At 40.0% G+C, this 18754-nt stretch carries 12 protein-coding genes and 1 pseudogene; 5 read left to right on the forward strand and 8 right to left on the reverse strand.

Annotation, left to right across the window (positions count from 1 at the left end; translation table 11 throughout):
- Positions 1 to 13: 13 nt before the first annotated feature.
- The 6 genes from ACYRY3_RS30715 to ACYRY3_RS30740 all read right to left on the reverse strand — a co-directional run bounded on the left by ACYRY3_RS30715 (position 14) and on the right by ACYRY3_RS30740 (position 11882).
- On the reverse strand, positions 14 to 994 hold the full coding sequence (locus ACYRY3_RS30715; protein WP_460205459.1) for a protein kinase domain-containing protein: 981 nt from the start codon (positions 992 to 994) through the stop codon (positions 14 to 16).
- A 17-nt stretch (positions 995 to 1011) separates the two neighbouring features.
- On the reverse strand, positions 1012 to 2472 hold the full coding sequence (locus ACYRY3_RS30720; protein WP_460205460.1) for a PP2C family serine/threonine-protein phosphatase: 1461 nt from the start codon (positions 2470 to 2472) through the stop codon (positions 1012 to 1014).
- A gap of 14 nt (positions 2473 to 2486) precedes the next feature.
- Positions 2487 to 3152: a vWA domain-containing protein gene (locus tag ACYRY3_RS30725; RefSeq protein ID WP_460205461.1), complete on the reverse strand. Its 666-nt coding sequence runs from the start codon at positions 3150 to 3152 to the stop codon at positions 2487 to 2489.
- Between the two features lie 564 nt (positions 3153 to 3716).
- On the reverse strand, positions 3717 to 4961 hold the full coding sequence (locus tag ACYRY3_RS30730; protein ID WP_460205462.1) for a hypothetical protein: 1245 nt from the start codon (positions 4959 to 4961) through the stop codon (positions 3717 to 3719).
- 266 nt (positions 4962 to 5227) lie between these two features.
- The gene (locus ACYRY3_RS30735) at positions 5228 to 8665 is read right to left on the reverse strand and encodes a molecular chaperone (RefSeq protein WP_460205463.1); all 3438 of its coding nucleotides are present in this window, start codon (positions 8663 to 8665) and stop codon (positions 5228 to 5230) included.
- A gap of 31 nt (positions 8666 to 8696) precedes the next feature.
- The gene (locus ACYRY3_RS30740; RefSeq protein WP_460205464.1) at positions 8697 to 11882 is read right to left on the reverse strand and encodes a dynamin family protein; all 3186 of its coding nucleotides are present in this window, start codon (positions 11880 to 11882) and stop codon (positions 8697 to 8699) included.
- A gap of 1110 nt (positions 11883 to 12992) precedes the next feature.
- On the opposite strand from ACYRY3_RS30740, the gene ssb reads away from it, so the two are divergent.
- The 3 genes from ssb (at position 12993) to ACYRY3_RS30755 (ending at position 13892) form a co-directional block, all read left to right on the forward strand.
- Positions 12993 to 13367 (forward strand): single-stranded DNA-binding protein, encoded by a 375-nt coding sequence (gene ssb / locus ACYRY3_RS30745; protein WP_460205465.1) that lies wholly within the window; start codon positions 12993 to 12995, stop codon positions 13365 to 13367.
- 76 nt (positions 13368 to 13443) lie between these two features.
- Positions 13444 to 13611, forward strand: a complete 168-nt coding sequence (locus tag ACYRY3_RS30750) for a hypothetical protein (RefSeq protein ID WP_460205466.1) — start codon at positions 13444 to 13446, stop codon at positions 13609 to 13611.
- 47 nt (positions 13612 to 13658) lie between these two features.
- Complete coding sequence (locus ACYRY3_RS30755; protein ID WP_460205467.1) at positions 13659 to 13892, forward strand: transcriptional regulator; 234 nt, start codon at positions 13659 to 13661, stop codon at positions 13890 to 13892.
- Positions 13893 to 14076: 184 nt separating this feature from the next.
- On the opposite strand, the gene ACYRY3_RS30760 is transcribed toward ACYRY3_RS30755, so the two are convergent.
- On the reverse strand, positions 14077 to 14973 hold the full coding sequence (locus ACYRY3_RS30760) for a tyrosine-type recombinase/integrase (protein WP_460205468.1): 897 nt from the start codon (positions 14971 to 14973) through the stop codon (positions 14077 to 14079).
- A 56-nt stretch (positions 14974 to 15029) separates the two neighbouring features.
- Between ACYRY3_RS30760 and ACYRY3_RS30765 the strand changes: the two are divergent.
- Both ACYRY3_RS30765 and ACYRY3_RS30770 read left to right on the forward strand, forming a co-directional pair.
- Positions 15030 to 16994: pseudogene (locus ACYRY3_RS30765) on the forward strand (Tn3 family transposase); the annotation flags it as partial.
- Positions 16995 to 17244: 250 nt separating this feature from the next.
- The gene (locus ACYRY3_RS30770) at positions 17245 to 17991 is read left to right on the forward strand and encodes a DUF3991 domain-containing protein (RefSeq protein WP_460205469.1); all 747 of its coding nucleotides are present in this window, start codon (positions 17245 to 17247) and stop codon (positions 17989 to 17991) included.
- Positions 17992 to 18242: 251 nt separating this feature from the next.
- Here the strand turns inward: ACYRY3_RS30770 and ACYRY3_RS30775 are convergent, their stop codons facing one another.
- The gene (locus ACYRY3_RS30775) at positions 18243 to 18650 is read right to left on the reverse strand and encodes a helix-turn-helix domain-containing protein (RefSeq protein ID WP_460205470.1); all 408 of its coding nucleotides are present in this window, start codon (positions 18648 to 18650) and stop codon (positions 18243 to 18245) included.
- Positions 18651 to 18754 lie beyond the last annotated feature (104 nt).

The raw sequence follows: 18754 nt of genomic DNA on the forward strand, positions 1-18754 counted from the left end.
GTGTTCAGTTAGCTCAAAAATTAGAACAAGAACGCTCCGTGAAATTAAGTCCTGACTGGTTAAGACATATCTCAACTTTGCAATCAATTAATTTGGTAATTGCTGTTCCCAAAGCATCTCGCCACTGTTTGGCAGTAGGACGCATTTGATGGTCATTATGTCCTTCACTAAAGCATTGATGAAAGAAATCTTGAAGTTTGGCATCTACTATTTCTAGTGGTATTGACCACTTGGCCATTTTAACTGGTGATTGTGGTCCATGAGGCCAATGTCCTTTACTGATACGTACATCTAGAGAATCGGAATCGCCGCTACCCTGATAAGGATGAGCGCCAAATAGTAACTTGTAAATAATTACTGCCAATCCAAAATGATCGTGAATTTCTGATCTATCTATAATTTTAAAGTTTTTACCAACTAACTCTGGTGGTGTATATTCTTCAGAACCCACGAGACAACGATAAATTTTTCCCGTTTTGGGATGCTCAATTTGGAATGAATCAGTATCAACAATAGAAACAAAACCTTGGGCATTTACCAAGAAATTCTCCGATTTTATATCACCAATTACATATTTTTTAGCATGAATAGATTCAACAACTGTAGCAACATTTTGAGCCGTAATATGAAGATAAAGCCAATTAAATCCAGGAGCATTGTTTTTTCGACGTTCTGGATTATATACGTTTAATAGTGTCTGACCTCCCTGAATTTCTGGCATCAAAAATCCAACATATTCATCCGTTTTAATATTTTTGATTAAATCCTGTGGCCATGCTATGGAAATATGTCCTTTATGTAACATAGGGTCTTCTGGTGGGTTTTCCACCATTACCTTTAGCTTGTCTATTTGCTCTGGACTTAGTTTGTTATAAATTTTTGCTACTTGGTTTTGAACTTTATAAATTTTACCTTCGCCACCATCACCAACAGTATTATTATCCAGATCGATATTAATATTTAAACCAGATTTGTCACATCTAAATAGTACCATAAGCTTTTCTAGATATTTTAGTTACATAAAATAACTTGAATTCTCACCCAACGTAGTTGTTCTTGTTCTTGTTCTTGTTCTTTTTCTTGACTAAAATTTCTGGCATCAAAATAAGAATAATTCCCTGGCGGCAAAAGTCCCAAAGGCTGCTCTCTTAATGGATTTTTTGGTGGAATATCTTTTTTATAAAAACGAGGGCTATTGTCTTTATCTATCACTTTAAGTATTGACTTATCTTTATCAAGTGATTTAACTGAAGCTAAGACCCATACAGATATATTTTGTGAGCTCCATTTTTCCCATAAATCGTTATTATAATGAGCATCAACTTTATTAAGTTCATAGGGAATTTCACGTTGATTCTGTGGATTAATTAGAAAAGCTGCAATAGCCATTGAAATTAAAAAAACTACATTAAATGCAAGACTAGCATATAATAGTTTTAGCCGATTCTCAATCCAACGTTTATTTATACGTTTTTTCTGCTTGACCACTGGCGCTCCTTTAACTTCTTTGGAGGGGGGAGTAGGGGTCAGAGTTTTATTTTGCTTAGAGACACATAAGAGCGGTGTTTTATCATCAGTTTTTTGATTAATCTTTGCTGAAGTAAGAGGTTTGTCAGTTGATTCTGAAGTAAGGGATTGATCTTCTATATTTTGCGCTACTGTAACTTCTTTAAGAAGAAAAGGGGTTAGAGTTTCATTTTGCTCACAAACACATAAGAGTAGTGTCTTATCATCATCAATTGCTTGATTAATCTTTGCCGAATTAAGAAGTTCATCAATTGATTCTGGAGTATAGTGTTGATAATTGATATTATTTTTTTTTTCTAATAGGCAATTTTCTAGAGCTTCAAAAAGATCCCGTTTAGGCTTCCAACTTTCTTTAGCTTTAGTCACAAATATATTCTCACACCAATCTGTTGTTAAACAAATAAAATTCAGATTGATTGATTGAAACCGTAATTGCATTCGCTCTTTTGCATCTGATGAAGTAACGAATGTTGTCTGATTAACATATTCGCCTTTATCTGGTTTAAAAACTAGCTCATAATCACCATTTTTATGTTTAATTATTATCAGTCCGTCACCAATCTGCATGGCGGCAAACCAATTACTTGTGGCAATGAAAACTAGTAAAGTAGAGTTCAAATCGCTGAGTAAAAAACCTTTATTTTTTGCCTCTTCTTTTAATTTAAGTAAGACATGATCTAAAACTTGAGTGAATTTTTCTCTAGCTTGATTTTCATTATTTATTGATTTAGAGTATAATATCTTTTTGAGGTAGTTAATTGCCTCCTCTACTGCTATTTTTGCCCCAATTTCTGAATGTTTTGCACTACCAGCCCCATCAGCAACTGCACCAATTACATAATTATCATTAGGAACAAGGTAATAACTGGCATAGTCTTGGCAGCCTTTACCTTGTTCTTGATGGCTGGTTCCAACAAAACTAGATTTTTTGATTTTCCAAGACATGAGCCGCCTCTTTTCTAAGTCTTTACAGTGACCCAACCATCAATAGGACTAAGTCCAACTTGATCCCCTACTTGAGCAGTGGAAACTTTCTTGACTGAAGCAGATAGCCAACGAAAAAGTTCTTTAAATTTTAAGCCATCTAGCATAACTGGGGTATTAGTTAACGTCATCTGCTTAAGAATATCCATATTTGCACCTTTAACCCCAATAGCGAAAAAAGTAAGTTTATCCTCCTCCTGCGCTTGTTTTAGCCTTTGATCTGCGTTTTCCCAATTATCTGTTGGTTCACCATCTGTAATTAGAAATAACCAAGGTCGATAGTACTCTCTGTCATTTTCTTTATATTTACTCTTACGGCTTTCTAAGGTATCTAGCGCTAGCTCAATTGCCTGACCCATTGGAGTACGACCACTTGCTTCCAGGGGAGTGGGAATAAATTTTTCAACAGTAATAAAGTCTTGCAATAATTTTGCCTGCTCACCACCAAAGGTTATAATAGCTACCTCTACCCGTACTGAAGCTCTGGCATCTTGCTGAACCTCATGTTTAAAAATAGCTAAGCCAGTATTTAATTCTTTGATGGGGTCACCATCCATTGAATAAGAAGTATCGACTAGCAATATGACTGGACAACGGGGTTCAAGATTTCCGCCAAAATCGATAATATCTACTAGCTCCATAAGTCCCTCCTGGAAATGAATTTTTTATTCAAACATTTGGGTAAATAACAAGTTAATACGAGCACTTCTCAAGGCATCTGTATGCTCAATATATTACAACAAAATGAAATAATCGGGTTCTCAGGGCAGTCAAGGGTCGATAACATACACGATATTTCTTACATAATACAATATATTATTGATTACCTACAATCTTTGTATCTCACATTCGATATGCGAACGCAAAATCTAATATTATATGTTTCGTGTACTTACGAGCGAGGGGTTAAGTCGCTTTGGCATACAACACCTCTTAGATTGCTTGATACCTGGGATGCTCGAAATTTTCTGGTTACTTCCACTAGTGTAAAAAACCCCTCAATTCCAATAACAGGGTAGCTGGAGTCTGTGTCTTTATTTGTGTATTGTGGTTGGTTAATTTCAATCTAACTGTGCATGGTATACCAGTAAGCATAAAGAATTTCGGGTTGTAATCAGTGCGAATTAACCAAGGGATGGTATAACTTTCGTTATCGCGAGCTAACATGGTACACTCAATCAAGTTAGCTTCAATGGGTTCCTTGTTTAACGGACACGTCCCCGATAAAGGACACGCCCCGGAAGCTCTTCTGAGTTGATTTTGGCATACACTCGGAGACATGCCAGCACTTCCCCCGGAGTACCTCCACTGTCTAGTTCCCAGTCATCTTTTGACAAAGTACAAATATCTGCATATGGTCCCCATAGAGGACGAGTATGAACCTTATTGCCCTTAAGACGAATTTTCTCAACTACGCGATCTAAAGTCTGCCGTGATTCTTGTTGTAGCTTGCCCCACCAAGAGTAGCGATCGGCCGGAGGATGATATACTAGAGAATGGATTGCTTCATCTAGGTCAAGTCTAGCATGCAAAGCGACTATCGGATCAGCATCGTGCTCAACTGCCTGGGCACGTCGTAAACGTTTTGTCAGAGCCTCAATATACATAGAACGCTCTGAATCTGATTTCAAAGACTTGACACCAAAGCGATTAACAATCTTTAAAGCATGGTGCAAATTTGATTGGTCATGGTCAATAAATTTTAGACAAGTAGAAACAACATTTGCTAGAAAAAACAAATCCCCTTCTCTAGGCAGTTCTGCAGGATGTAAATCACAAGGTAGCTTTTTTGATAAGCATAAACCCTGAGCCTCAACCTTGTTTTTAAGACCGGGGTAAAGAACTTCGTCCCGGCTAAAAGAAAAATCGAGTAGCGATTCCTCGTTCTTTAAAGCACCAACCTCTTGAGCCAGTTCAAGAGTCTTCTTTTGGCAAGAATCAGCTATATTTGCAGGAACACGCAGTAATAAAAGTTGAATTTCTTTCCACAACTCTGAGTCATTAGTACTTTGAAGTTTAATTGAACCCAGATAGTCTTGTAGCTTTTGCTCGGAAATAAAAGCTTTCAGGCGAATCAGTCTCATTTCGAGTTGAGCTACAGGGAGGGGTGAAATGGGCTGCTTGGGTATTGGCTCAAAAGGGAAATCATCGTCTGAGGGAAGGTCAGCCTCCGGTTTGTCGTGATTCTGCCCTGATGCTGGCTCAAAAGGGAAATCATCCTCTGAGAGGAAGTCATCCGGTTTCTTCTGATTTTGCTTTGGTGCTGATTCCAAAAGGGAATTCAGGGCTTTTAGTATCTCTTGACAGTCACTGATTCCCGAGTCTTGTGGATATTTTTTAAGGGCTTCTTCTATTTGCGCTCGCAGTCCATACAAACCGGACTGTACTATCTCGATTAAATCCGAGTTTTTTGTGTTTAGTAACTTACTGAGGTGATGCATTAACTGCATTAATATGCCCTCTACTTTAACTTGATTATGACGGTAAAAATTCAGGAATTACACCATTTTTATTTTTTGAGTTTAATATGCTTAGCAGTTCAAAATGGAGAATTGGTAGGGTGAACTAATTCTCCATTCTGTTATTTACATATAGTGAGAAGGAAATTTCATAAAAATGGTGTTGGGAGTTAGATTATGATATTGCATGGTACGTTGTCATAGTTAATTATGGATGACTAATTGCTCATTGACAACTAACAAAAAAACATTGACAACTAATGTACCCCAGAAAACGGGTTCCGCTCATCCACAACTCCACTACTTTCCAATTCAACTGCGGTCCGAAAAACGTATCCCTCTTGGTTGAGATTTTCTTTATTGTCTCCTTCTCTGTAGGGAACTTCACCCGCATGAATCTGTAGAATACCTTTTTCATCAAGAGTGACGCGATATTCACAAGGGTATTCTGTTTTGTTTTTAGGTTTTGTCAATTCACCAATTAGTTTCCATGTATTGCTGTCTGGGCAATAAACTTGGAAATAGAACATATGCTTGCCACTTAAAGGGAAAGGAGGTAAGGGAGCGCTAATTAATCCCTGCCGTTTTACAGTTTCATCTTCTTTATTGCAAAAGATTTTTAGTTCCTTGCTATAGTCTTTTGCTGCTTCAAATATTACATTTTCAGCATCTGTTTTTAGTGCAGCTGCAGATTCGGCGACATTGACAGCGATATCACGTACTACTTTGCCCTGGGAAATAACTGGCGCTTGTATTTTTTGGGTTGCATCAATACTATTGTGCTCGTTAGCAGGCGGAATCATGTAGTGCGGGTTGCCATTGCAAAACCGTAGGGTGAATTCTAGCTTTTGATTAACCTCAAACTGGATTTTGATGGACTCGCGAAATTCTTGCTCACCCATATTCAGTGTCTTTGCCAACGCCTCACCATTGAAGCCGCCCCAGAGCTGCGGTGCCTTACCTTCAAAGTCTTGACGCCGAATATTATTAGTTAATTGTGCTCCCCGCCAATCACTCCGAACCTTCGCCCCCGAGTCACTGTCAAGTTGATAAAGTTCTTGACCTGCCTCAAAGATAATATCTGGCGGATTCCCAATTACCTCACGCAAGAAGGAGCATGGCAGAAAATAAAAAAAGTTTTTAACATCAAAGTAAAGCTGGTTTGCTCCCTTAACCAGCATTGGCTTAGCATAGACGGGATCAAACGTCAACTGCCGCAATTTTTCAGCGTAACATGCTCCGATAGAGGTCGCAAGCTTAGCATATTGGGGTACAAAAGTGACCCGCTCTGCATTCCATACAAAATATTCAGAGTTGCTAAATGCTCGGTAAAGCTCACTTTTAACTTGATCAAGGTTGCAGGTTTTTCCTGACAGGATTAACCAATCTACCTGCTGTTTATTCTTTTTGAAGCTATTCATCATCAGCCCGTTGGCAATCCCGATTGCTTCTTTGAGTACTGGAATTACAACATTTTCAAATTGCTGCACCGTTAGTTTTACGTTTAAGCTATCAAGGTTACCATTCGGCAATTGAATGTCGTTTTGTAGCAGCATGTCAGAAATTTCCTGACCATTAAGAATGAAGTCAGTTACCTGATCTTTTTGACCTAGGTGGATTTTAGCCCTCTCAGCATGTTCCCAAAGTGTGTAAAAGGTTTGCACCCGCCGAGATTGACGAGACTCTTTCCAACGGGTAGGTAGCACTTTCTCAGCAGCGCTTAGGGCATCTTTATAGGCTACAGAATCTGATTCTGGATCTTGTGTGTTTAAACAAGCCAAAAGTGTCCCATTTTGGAATTTACCGTTAACAATGAAGCGCTCACTTAGCTCATTGATTTGAATCTTCAGTACGTCCTGCTGTAGAAGTTCTTCTGTAACTGCCGTTAGCAAACAATCGGCAATAGCTGCCTTTAAAAGGAGGAATAATCGCAGGGTGATTAACTCGCCTCCTAACTGCAAATGACCTGAAGAACCTAACAGTTTGGGGGTAAGTACATAATAGCGTCCCCCATCGCCTCTGTCTTCGTTTGGCTCAAACGGGTCTATCTCTTTCAATGTGAGACGAATCAAAGCCAAGTCAGTGGTTCCTCCACCAATATCTAAAATTAAAACATTTTGTGACCATGTATCACCTTCACTACAACAACGAGTTTTGAAAGACTCTATTCCAGTGTTTAAGTCTCCTCCAAATTCTCGCCAGAGGTAAAAAATAGCTGCTGACACCGCTTCATCGTATGCGATCTGAACATCATCAATGCCCAGTTCTTTGACAAGCTGCTCAATCTCAAGGCGTACCACTGGTGGAGCTATAGTTGGGTAAGTCACTACTCCTTTAGAGAAGTTGCCTTGACCACACTTATCTGGATGTTCTTTGCGGTAATCATCGGTCAACTCAATCAGATGAGCCCACGCGGCTTGAATAAGTTTTTTAACTTTAATGTTAGCAGTGTTTCCATTGAGTGTGACAGGGATGGAGTGCTCTTGCTGACCTAAGTAGCGTTTGGGTGAGTGGTGAAATTTTCCTTCAATCTCCCCTCCTTCGTCGAGTGCTTGTTTTCTATTTTGTCTTGCTCGTTCCCCCATGAGCACTTTGACTTTGAACGGATCTTCTTCTGGTAAAGAAGGATCGAAACTGACGATTTCTAACTCGCTAGGAATTTCACTAAGTTTGCTATTTTTGTTGAGTTCAACTGCAATGAGACTCTGCCATTCTAGAGGTGGTACACGGGAAACTTGATAGTAGATTTCGTTAAGTTCGTTGCTGACGGCTCGGCGGAATTGCTCTCTGCGCTGACTTAAGCAAATTTCTAACAGACGAATAGCTTCTAGTAAGCGGGTGCTGTTAGTACCCAAAAATATTTGGGCACCTAAATTAGCTTGGTCATCGAAGTTAAGACCTTGAAAGTTTTTACCAAATTCTTTGAGCAGCTTTTCCCACTCTTCATTTTCCAAATTACTAAAACTGTTGGTGGCTCGTTGCTTCACCCACTCAACCAACTTTTCACGCAAGTACTGTTCTTGCTCCTTGGGTAAGCTATTTGGGGTAACAATCAGTTTCGGATCGTAGAGTGTGACTGTGGAGTTGGATGTGCCAAAATCAATAGCGAAGAAACCAAGATAAGTGTTTTTTGGCTTTTCAGTTGGAAGTTCACTGGTTCCGATAACTGGAGATGGGGGTATCGCTGCTGGTTTTCCGGCTGAAAGTTGAGGAATTTCTTCAACTGGAGATGGCTGTATTACTGCTGGTTCTTTAGCTGAAAATTTACGGTTTTCTTCAGCTGGAGATGGCTGTGAAATTGAAGAAGAAAAAATATAGCACTCTGCTGAAGAGTTTTTTAGTTTAGATAAATCTGCACTACCGTCTAAGTTAGAATCATAATACTCTACACTTACCTTCAAAATGCAGTTGAAATTTTCTGGTATGGGCTTATCCAAGTGACAATCAGATTGCTTTGTACGCAGAGCGTTCTCGAGCTTAACTAGCTTCTCTGCGTTGTAACCTTTGTACGCAGATTCAATCTGCTTTGTCAATTCAGAATCTGTTCCGCTAACAGATATAGTAATGCGGTAGATATGTGGTAAGTTACTGCTTACAATCGGAATAAGTTCGATTGCAGGAAGCAACAACACCTGGGGGTCATTGTCTTTAGTACGCAGTTGATAAGAAGAAAAAAGCTCAATCTTGAGGGGCATTTGAAGTCTTCCTTTATCTCAATGACAGGTTTCAATTTTTTGGATAAGAAATCGATGAGATTGACAAAAGAACCTTTAAAAACTGGGAATTTTTAGTTTGCAATTGCCGATCGCCGGCGGCAATGTACTTTAGCAATGCTTCATTCTTTAAAATCTGTTCTAAGCTATTAATAATATAGTCGTCCACAACCGCTAAAAGTGTAGTTATAACCTTTTTGGTAACTTCGCTGACAACCTGAACAAGGTTCAAGCTGGCGCTAGCAATCATCTCTGAGCGTAGTCGCAGCACTAGGAATTCGTGGTTAAATGGTCTTGGAGTAACTTGCTTCTTCTTATGATGACTCCAGTCAAAGATGTGAGCAATGTTATGTTTATCATCGACACGCGCCAGAGGAAACGGGATTTCGGAGTTGATGATTGAGGAGCTATCGTCGGTAATGTTTTTAATTTCGTCAGTAATTAGTTTTTGCAATCTGCTTGGGTCAGCAGCTAATTGGAGGTTGTTCACTAAATTTGCCTGCTCTTCACCAAAGTTTTGCTCAACTTGGTTTAGAATGTCAGAATTTAGGATTCTGCTTAGATCTTCACGCGCTTGCTCCAAATCACTAGACAATTTGTTTAACAAATCTTTGAACGCCTCTTCGATGCATGTGAGAGCAAATTTTTTAATATCTTCAACGGTTGTTTGAAAAATGGAAGAAAAATCGTCACTCTTCATCGGAATAGAGTTATTAACTCTTTTCACAGGTCGAAGTCCAATACTAATTATTTTGGGATCAACCGATGTTGAAGCAGAGGGTAGTTTAATAATACCATCTTGGATTTTATTGAATAGGAAAGCCCACTCGTTCCAATTGTTTATTCTAAAGCCGATCTCTTTCTTCACAACATCGCTAACAGCAACTGTATTACGGTTTAATAGAGGCTTTTCTCTTAAATTATCTTTGAAGGATCTATAAGTATTCACTAGGGTATTAATAGTTTGGGATAGCTTAGTAAAAGCTGCGCTTTCTAGGCTTTCAACCTGACCATCTTGGATTTGATCTATTATCTTTTTCAGAGTTTTCTGTTCTGTACGCAAATCTTCGGCAGCGCGACTAGTGTCTTCATAAAGTTGTTTGATACCATGAGTAGCTACATGAGTCTGGAGCAATGAACGTAACCTACCAAGACCACCATCATCGGCAAAGTCACTGAGTTGTCTCCCCAAGGTGCTATTTCGTTGAGAGCTCGGCAGCATCTCGCTCAACTGCTGCCATTTCTGACGCTGAGCAGACTCCTCAGGTTTTTTCACTTGCTCAAGTTCTGGTAAAAATTCTGGAGAACAGACTTCCACAAGATTCGATTTTTGTGCTAGTTTCTCCAATCCAAAAAGTTGCGATATTAGAATAATCCTATCTTTTTCTTTTGTCAAATTTCTAGCGCTGGTGATAATGTGGTTTAGAATATCAATGCCCCTGAGAACTTCATCTTCGCTGAGGAAAGGCCTATTAAGGAATTCGTCAATTTTTTGTTTGTCATTAGCGTTTAAGGAAAGTTGATTAAACCGACTTACTCCTACTAAAATACGATCTCTAAGGTCTCCTGTATTCTTATGCTGCTCAATTATAGTGCGGATTTTAGGTGCTGTCCCGCTTGATGGGTTTTTGCCGTTGAGCAGAAGCAAAAAGGTCTGTACTTCTTCTATTTGCGTTAGAGACAGGTAGGTATCCCTTACCCCAGAATGTTCACTCCCCAAGCCAGGAATATCTAAAAGAACAAACTCATTACTATTGTTGGCTCCTTTTAAAGAAGACAGATCCCAAATTTCCTTTGATACCTCAACTTTGACATTTATGCAGCGGATTAGTGAAAAGCTGTTACGCACGTCTTGGGCTGATGGCTGGTCTTTATTCTGCCATTGCGTTGGCGCAGAAGGCAATTGGTCAAATGTGAGTTCTAGGATGTTCTCTGGCAAAGAATCTAGTTTCAGCCCATTCTTAATCGTCGTGATATCATCAATCTTTTTAGTGCTGCCACAAAGATCTTTTCCGTAGACCCTATAGGTATTAACGAAAACTACGATTTCGTATATCAGATAGCGGAGTTCTGAGTTTTGGGCATTTTCCCAGACTTGCTCACACAATTTAAGAATAGTATCACAATCCACAGCATTTTGAGGGCTTAAACTTTGCAAAGAGCGAAGAATAAGCTCAGAGGGAAGCCTTACTGCTTTTGCCCGGTTTTCTGCTTCTTCGAGCATATAGCGTAGGCATTCTTTCACCCCTTCCTCAGAAAGATATTCAACGGTAAATTCTTTCAGTTTCGTCTTCTGAAAGCCTTCTTGCTGAACAAGGTGAATAGCGGTTACATTACCTGTAGTAGGAGTTTCACTGACTGGTAAGCCATCTGCATAGCCGATTAGGCTGCCCACAAGCAAGGTTTTACCGCTAGAGACTTCTCCCATTACAGCGATTTTAATTGGTGAAGCCGCACGTTTTTTAATTGTGTCGGCAGCATTTTTAAGGCGTTGGATACAGTCGTGGAGAGTAGTTGGAACTTCATCAGGCCAGGATTCTCGCTCGGGTATCAACTTTAGTCCCTCGAGTATAGACTCACCATATTCTTTATATCGTTGCAGGTTTTCTAAATAGTTTGACATTTTTTCTTTGGGTTCGGGATTGTTTGCAACTGACACTTCAATAGTTCCACTGGGGGGCAAACCTCGCTGTTGTTCCTCGACTTGCTGGATTTGAAAAGGTTTGCTTACCTGTTTCATGGACTTATCTTTTCCAGGTTCTGAGGAAAGCCTGGTTTTGAGTTCTGTAAGCCTTTCAGCAACAGTTTCCTCTAATCTTTCTACCAATTGAGCTTTCAATTTTTCTGGTTCAATTCTTTCCTTTTTCTGTTGAATTTCTTTGGAAAGGCTTATCTCACCATATCCTACTTCCAAATTAGAATTTTTCCTAGATATTGTTTTAATCTCACTCATTATCTCCCAAATGAGATGTTTTGTCTCTTCAATGTCATTATGCTGCTCTCTCAATATTTTTTGAAGTTCTTCATGCTTATTTTGCAATGCTTCTCCAATCTTCTTTTCAATTTCTGTTTCTGTAATCTCTAATTTTGATTTATTTTCTTTAGGAGAAATAATTTCTAGTAGTTGATTTTTGATTATTTCAGTAAGTACTCCCTTCGCTACATCTAGCACAAATGGCACAACAGTTTCCCAGCTCATGAGATCGATCTCCTACTACTTTTAGTTACAAAGTCTATGGTAGCTAATGGATCTTTATAAAAAACTAAGCTTTTGCTCATTAAATGACTATGCTTCAATGACTTTCAGCCCTTACAAAGCAGAATCTGCATAAAATTCTTTCTTCAGTCATTTGCGATACTCATGTACATAACGACTAAAGAATTACAGGTAGTAATATTTACACAAAACTCTTGTATAAAACTACAGACTTCAAGAAAAAGATATTATTAATCCTAGTAAATTTTTGATAGCAGCCCCACTTGTAACAAATTAAGATAGTGCTGCTAAATTCAATAAGCAAATATGCTAAAGGTAGACGCAAACGCAAAGTTCAAGTATCGAATGAAGCAATAACAGAACTTTATGGGTATTCTGGGAAGATAAAAGTAAACTATTATGTGAAATTTGCCTCCTAAATCTGAATTTTATACAAGCTCTCCTTAAAACTTTTGACACGACATACATGAAAATTATGTTTTGATAATAACCATTATTGCATAAGTAGTCCTTAAAAGTCTTCCTAAAGAAAGGAATTATAACAAAAATATATCTTTGGGTAGATAAATCAAGTAGGCATTTAAGATAACCAAAATAATATATATAGGTGAACTTCAAAGCAACTTGTGCAGATTTGAGGAAGTGGTGTCACGGTCTGACTTTTTACAGGAAGTTCTCAAACTACGAAACTGCGTTGTTTTTTCTATAACATTACTCTCAATAGGTTTACGCCACTTGCTTCAAGCCGAGGAACCCGTTCAACACAATGCTCTCCCCGGATTTCTCATAAGCGTTGCGTCACTATTCCCAAAACTCTTATCCTGTATAGAGTTTGAGCGTTTTAGATAGAGTACGAATTATTCCAATATGTTGACGCGGTATTTTGACTCAAATCTAAGTTTCATAAGCATTTTGGGTAAGTTGTTTAAATCTTTGTGAGAAATCCGAGTTAAGAGTACTCGCTTGTGGTTGCGATCTCCAGCCCTAAAAACGGCGGCTGAAACCCTTATTATTTCGTCAACTTTCAAAAGTTTTCGGTCTACTGGCTTTTGCTAACGCAGAAAGACAAAAAAGTCAATCAATTCTTGCGGTATGAACTACATCAACAAAATCATGTTAGTTGGCAGATGCGGACAAGAACCCGAACTGAAGTATTTTGAGTCCGGTGCAGTTAAAGCAAGTATCAGCATCGCCATTAGACCTCCCTATAAAAGCGAACAAGCCCTTTGGTTTGATTTGGTTGCATGGGGAAAGCAAGCGGAAGTGATTGGTAACTATGTTCGCAAAGGAACCCAAATTGCAGTCACTGGGGAACTCCAATTTGACCGCTGGGCTGATAGAAATTCTGGCGTGATGCGTCAAAAACCCGTCATCATCATCAATGCTGTCGAGTTATTGAGTTCACCTCGTAAAGAAGAATCTGCCTCTGGACTTAACGAAGAAACCATCGCTTACGCTCATTTCTAAGAAAAGAACCTTCGCCTACGCGAGTATTTTGTGTAGGCGAAAAACAAACACACTTAAAATTTATCATCAGACTATCATGATTAACACCACTGCAACCATAGCTATCAAGACCGTCAACCATACTCACGACAGGGAAGGAAACTTAATTGCTTTCGGGATTGCTGAGTTCTACTATCGGGGGAAAGAGGGAACAGGGGCGCGAGTATCAATGGAACAGAAAACCGGGATAAGAAAAAAATTGTGAAAAATTAACCCTGCCACCATGTATATACATGGTAAAATCAACTTGTCATGTATAACCTGCTTTCGATGGATCAGTACTCCGGAACAAGACAAAAATCTCAAAGGCGACCTCGTACACCAGATGGTAAATTTGAAACAGATTACTCCGACTCTCAAAAACGGTTAAGGTCTATCCGACTGACGGACGAAGCTTGGGAAAAGCTTTATCAGATAGCAGAAAAAAACCATATAACTCGGAGTGAGGTGATAGAAATATTCACTCGCGGTGGTGAGTTATACTGAGGTTTCTCAGTAATTAAGACAATAGTTAGTGTAATTTAATACTATTTATTGTCAAATGGCAGCGTCAACTCATATTTTGGCAATCAAGAGTATTGTCTATTCTCTTGAGTGTCAAAGTGCTTTTCTACCATTTAGGTAATAAACCCGATACTGTTGGTAAATTGCGATGAGCAAACGTAGTTTACTATTCTCCATAATTTTTGATTTTCTCAAAGGCGAGTTGTGCGACTTCTTCGGCACGTTGTGAGGTCACTTTGGAATAACGAAGGGTAGTCTGAATTTTCTCATGCCCCATCAAAGCCCTAAGTTCTTCTATCTGTAGTATCCCCATGCGCTCAGTCGCCCAAGTATGCCGCAAATCGTGTAAACGAGTACCTTTAAGTTCTGGAATATGACTAGTAATTTGAATCCAAGACTGATAAACACGAGCGTAGGAAAGACGAGAACACGAGTTATTTTGTGGTTTTTGAGCAGTAAATAAAGCTGGACTGTTATTGTATCGGTAATATTTAACGTAGTTGAAAAGACACTCTCGCGTAGAGTCATTATAAAAACACCAGCGTTGTTTGTTACCTTTACCAATTACCTGAAATCTACGTCTGTCAACATCTAAATCCTTTAAATTTAAACTAAGTATCTCTGCAATCCTTGCGCCACTACTATGTAACAAATGTACTAAAGCATCCATACGAGCATCTTTTTTTACCGCTTGGTAAAGAAGTTCTAATTGCTGTGGTGTTAAATAGCGTACTTCTTCTTCTGAATTGTGTTCTCCAAGTTTTGGATTTGGTTTACGCCGTTTTAGTTGAGAAGCCGGGTTTGATTTGAGTAACCGCTGTTCAACAGCAAAATTAAACAATGCAGTAATTACCGCTTGATGGCGGCGATGAGTTGTAAATTTTATGCCGTCCAAATTACTTAAGTATTCAACTAAGACATCTCTATCGATAATCTCAATTGACCACCGACCATAAAGCTTAAGCAGAGGCATTAAAGTTGATTCATAAGAATCAATAGTGTGAGGAGAAAGTCCGGGACGCTCTAAAAACTGTGTAGCTAATGATGCTAAAGTAATACTCATTTCCTGATTGGTAGTTAATGTTTGACGTACTTGATGCTGACTATGAAGATGCAGATATTAGGGTTGAAGCGTTTGAACGTGTCCGCCGTGATGAATTACTACTCGCCGTAGAGAAGGTAAAATCATTAGCACGTCCTTTTGAGGATGAACTGCTAGACACGATTCTGTCCCGTTGGCGATATGTGCGAATTTTTTTACCAACTCTTTTAGAAAAAATCGAGTTTTCTGGGATGGATTCCGCTACACCAATCTTAGAAGCACTCGATTTTTTACGTGATATAGAGGGTTATAAACGACCAGATATGAGTGTTGCACCATTAAAAGTTGTTACCAAGGCTTGGAAGCGGTTAGTTATAAACGATTTTGGAGTCATTGACCGTAAGGCTTATACGTTCTGCGTTCTTCAATGCTTACGGTCTGCGTTGCGACGCCGTGATGTTTTTGTTGTTAAAAGTCAACGTTATTGCGACCCCCGTGCCAAACTTTTATCGGATGAAGCTTGGGCAGCGCAACGTGGGGCGATATGTCGTACTTTAGACCTCGAACCTACTTTTGATAAAACTCAAGAGATTTTAAAATCCCGACTTGATGAAGCTTATCACCGGACTGCTAGTAACTTCAAAGACAATGCATTTGTACGTATTGAGATGAAGGACGGTAAGGAGTACTTAGTATTGACGGGATTAGATAAACTTGTTGACCCACCTAGTTTAACAACCCTCACTTATCAAGTGGCAGCAATGTTACCGAGAGTGGATTTGCCAGAAGTGTTGTTGGAAATTGATGCCAGGACAGGATTTACGAAAGAATTTACTCATTTAAGTCAAGCTGGAAGTCGCGTCAAAGACTTGCACATTAGTATTTGTGCAGTGCTGTTGGCGGAAGCTTGTAATATTGGGTTGGAACCATTGACACGCCCGGAAGTGCCAGCATTAACCCGTGGGCGGTTGTCATGGGTACAGCAAAATTATATCCGTAGCGAAACCCTGATTCGCGCTAACTCCAGACTCGTTGATGCTCAAACCCACATTCCTCTGGCACAAATTTGGGGAGGAGGCGAGGTTGCATCCGCCGATGGTTTACGGTTTAGTGTGCCTGTAAGAACCATTAATGCTGCACCCAATAGTAAATATTTCGGTGTTGGTCGAGGTGTTACTTATTACAACTTTACATCCGACCAATTTACTGGCTTTCATGGTATTGTCATTCCAGGTACGCTACGGGATTCTCTGTTTTTATTGTCAGGATTGCTCGAACAAACAACCAGCTTGCGACCAATTGAAATCATGACCGATACGGCAGGTTATAGTGAGGTTGTATTTGGTTTATTTTGGGTGTTGGGCTACCAGTTCAGTCCTAGGATTGCAGATATAGGAGATTCCAGGCTGTGGCGATTAGACAATAACGCTGTTTATGGAGCGTTGGATAAACTAGCAAAAAATAAGATAAATACTGAACTCATAGCCAACAACTGGGATGATATATTGCGGGTAGCGGGTTCTCTTAAATTGGGAACTGTAAGTGCAACAGACTTAATGCGTTCTCTACAGCGAGGTAACCAACCTTCAACCTTATCTAAGGCTATTGCTGAGTTAGGTCGGATTGCTAAAACTTTATACCTCCTGTCTTATATTGATGATGAGAGTTACCGCCGTCGCATCCTGACCCAAATCAACCGTGGCGAAAGTCGTCACAGTTTGTCGCGAGCTGTGTTCCACGGGCAGAAAGGAGAGTTGCGGCAAAGATATCGTGAGGGACAGGAGGAACAACTCGGAGCATTGGGCTTGGTTGTCAACGTGATTGTGTTATGGAATACTTATTATATGGATGCAGCTATCTCCAAACTGCGTTCTATTAACCAACAGGTCTTACTGTCAGACGTTGCCAGACTGTCTCCGCTTGGACGCAAGCACATAAATATGTTAGGGCGGTATCATTTTTCTCTCGCTGAAACTATAGAACAGGGAGAATGGCGTCCTTTAAGAGACCCATCTGCACGCGTTGATTTTGAACTAATTTGAGGGAAAAGAGCTTATCCCGGTTTTCTGTTCCTAAGTTTTGTAACGATTTTTTTCATGTATATACATGGGGGAAGTCTTAAAGAACGTAAAACAAGGCTTTCACCTATGTATATACATGGAGGCGATTTTGCTCATATTTTTGACTTTATTTTCTTATCCCGGTTTTCTGTTCCATTGATACTTACGCCCCAAATTCTACGACTTCTCACCCAGTTCCCACTCGGGTGGTGGGGGTGCGATTGACTTGGTGATGCACGTCAACAGTTGTAGCTTCCCCCTGGCGATCGCCTGGTTAAACGATAGATTTGGAGAAGGGGGAATGCTCAAAGCAGCCACTCACCATGCCAGGATACTTGCACAACAAATTGCCCAAGCAGAACCAGCACAAAAGTTCACACCACCCGCTGTTGACTCAAGCCAGTGGCCCGCAGTACAGCAATACCTCATTCAAAAACGGGGACTGCCAAAAGAAATGGTGCAAGCCCTCCACGGTCAGGGGTTGGTTTATGCTGACAGCCAACAAAACGCCGTATTCGGAATGAGGTCACTCACGGGAGAAACCACCGGAGCGTTCCTTAGAGGCACCAGGGGAGAAGACAATACCTTCATGGGTTATGCCCGTGGCACCAAACGAGATGCGGGTTGGTTCTATCTCAGATGGGGTGGTCAGCCAACTGATGATATCCAGCGAGTTGTGCTAACAAAATCACCCATCGATGCCCTGTCACTGGCAACAATAGAAGGAGTCCCCCAACAGAGAACCATGTACTTGGTTGCCGATAGTGCCAAAAGCTTGCCAGTGGAATACCTTAGAACCATCCCAAAAGTGATAGCAGCTTTAGATAGTGATGCATCTGGTTTTGAATTGGCTCAAGCGATTCGGGAGCAGCTGCCAGAAGCTGAAAGGATGCGCCCTGCATTGAAGGATTGGAATGAGGAGCTATTGGTTAGGTTACGACAACAACAAAAGCAAAAACCGCAAGGATTTGAGCGATAAGCAACCAACCGATACCCAAGTGATTAATCCTCGATCACCCAACAATTGTACTGGTTCAAATAATGAAAAATTTATTGAAGTGGTTCAAAAAGCCCCTGCTCAATCATTGATTCGAGAGCTTCTCTATCTATTGCGGATTCGATGACCCATCCCCTCCCTTCTACTTTTCCCTGAATGCCATCTAGGGTTACAAAGTTGAACTCCAACGTAAAAAGCAAATCTTGATACAGCCTGATACTATACAGCAACCATCATACTGCGATCGCTGAATCAAGTCCCGAAGTGTAACCGTTGGAAATGGCTTGGTTCTGTCGAATTCTCTTCCATTTGCGCCCCATTGCTATCATTGCCGCCTCCATGGTCTCATCATCAGCGGCTTCAATCATCTCGATCAACTTATCGCCAAAATCGTCATTAGTCTTTTTTTCAGAAGATGACTCTTCTGCCAACAGATGGCAAAAGTAGCGACCGGAGCCTGGAGATAACTGCTCCATTCCTTCTAAAAGTGCCATAAAGACATCCGGTCCCACCCACTTTTTCCCAGAGCGAAAGTCAGATAAGTGATTGGGAGTTATCCCAGCTATGGCTGCAAGGTCTTTGCCTCTTACTCCGTAGCGATCCATCGCTTGCTTAAATAGCTGGTGAACTTGTTGAGCCATATTTTTTACTTACTCTTGACTTAAGCTAATAGTAGTAGCGTATGATATCAGTTAAGCTTTTAGTATGATTATATCAACCCAAAAGCTTAAATTCAATCTAACCT

It is taken from the genome of Scytonema sp. NUACC21 (assembly GCF_054684315.1).

Excerpts from the sequence above, each read along its gene's own strand:
- ACYRY3_RS30715 (WP_460205459.1), bottom strand. The coding sequence starts at position 994 with ATGGTACTATTTAGATGTGACAAATCTGGTTTAAATATTAATATCGAT.
- ACYRY3_RS30720 (WP_460205460.1), bottom strand. The coding sequence starts at position 2,472 with ATGTCTTGGAAAATCAAAAAATCTAGTTTTGTTGGAACCAGCCATCAA.
- ACYRY3_RS30725 (WP_460205461.1), bottom strand. The coding sequence starts at position 3,152 with ATGGAGCTAGTAGATATTATCGATTTTGGCGGAAATCTTGAACCCCGT.
- ACYRY3_RS30730 (WP_460205462.1), bottom strand. The coding sequence starts at position 4,961 with ATGCAGTTAATGCATCACCTCAGTAAGTTACTAAACACAAAAAACTCG.
- ACYRY3_RS30735 (WP_460205463.1), bottom strand. The coding sequence starts at position 8,665 with ATGCCCCTCAAGATTGAGCTTTTTTCTTCTTATCAACTGCGTACTAAA.
- ACYRY3_RS30740 (WP_460205464.1), bottom strand. The coding sequence starts at position 11,882 with ATGAGCTGGGAAACTGTTGTGCCATTTGTGCTAGATGTAGCGAAGGGA.
- ssb (WP_460205465.1), top strand. The coding sequence starts at position 12,993 with ATGAACTACATCAACAAAATCATGTTAGTTGGCAGATGCGGACAAGAA.
- ACYRY3_RS30750 (WP_460205466.1), top strand. The coding sequence starts at position 13,444 with ATGATTAACACCACTGCAACCATAGCTATCAAGACCGTCAACCATACT.
- ACYRY3_RS30755 (WP_460205467.1), top strand. The coding sequence starts at position 13,659 with ATGTATAACCTGCTTTCGATGGATCAGTACTCCGGAACAAGACAAAAA.
- ACYRY3_RS30760 (WP_460205468.1), bottom strand. The coding sequence starts at position 14,973 with ATGAGTATTACTTTAGCATCATTAGCTACACAGTTTTTAGAGCGTCCC.
- ACYRY3_RS30770 (WP_460205469.1), top strand. The coding sequence starts at position 17,245 with ATGCACGTCAACAGTTGTAGCTTCCCCCTGGCGATCGCCTGGTTAAAC.
- ACYRY3_RS30775 (WP_460205470.1), bottom strand. The coding sequence starts at position 18,650 with ATGGCTCAACAAGTTCACCAGCTATTTAAGCAAGCGATGGATCGCTAC.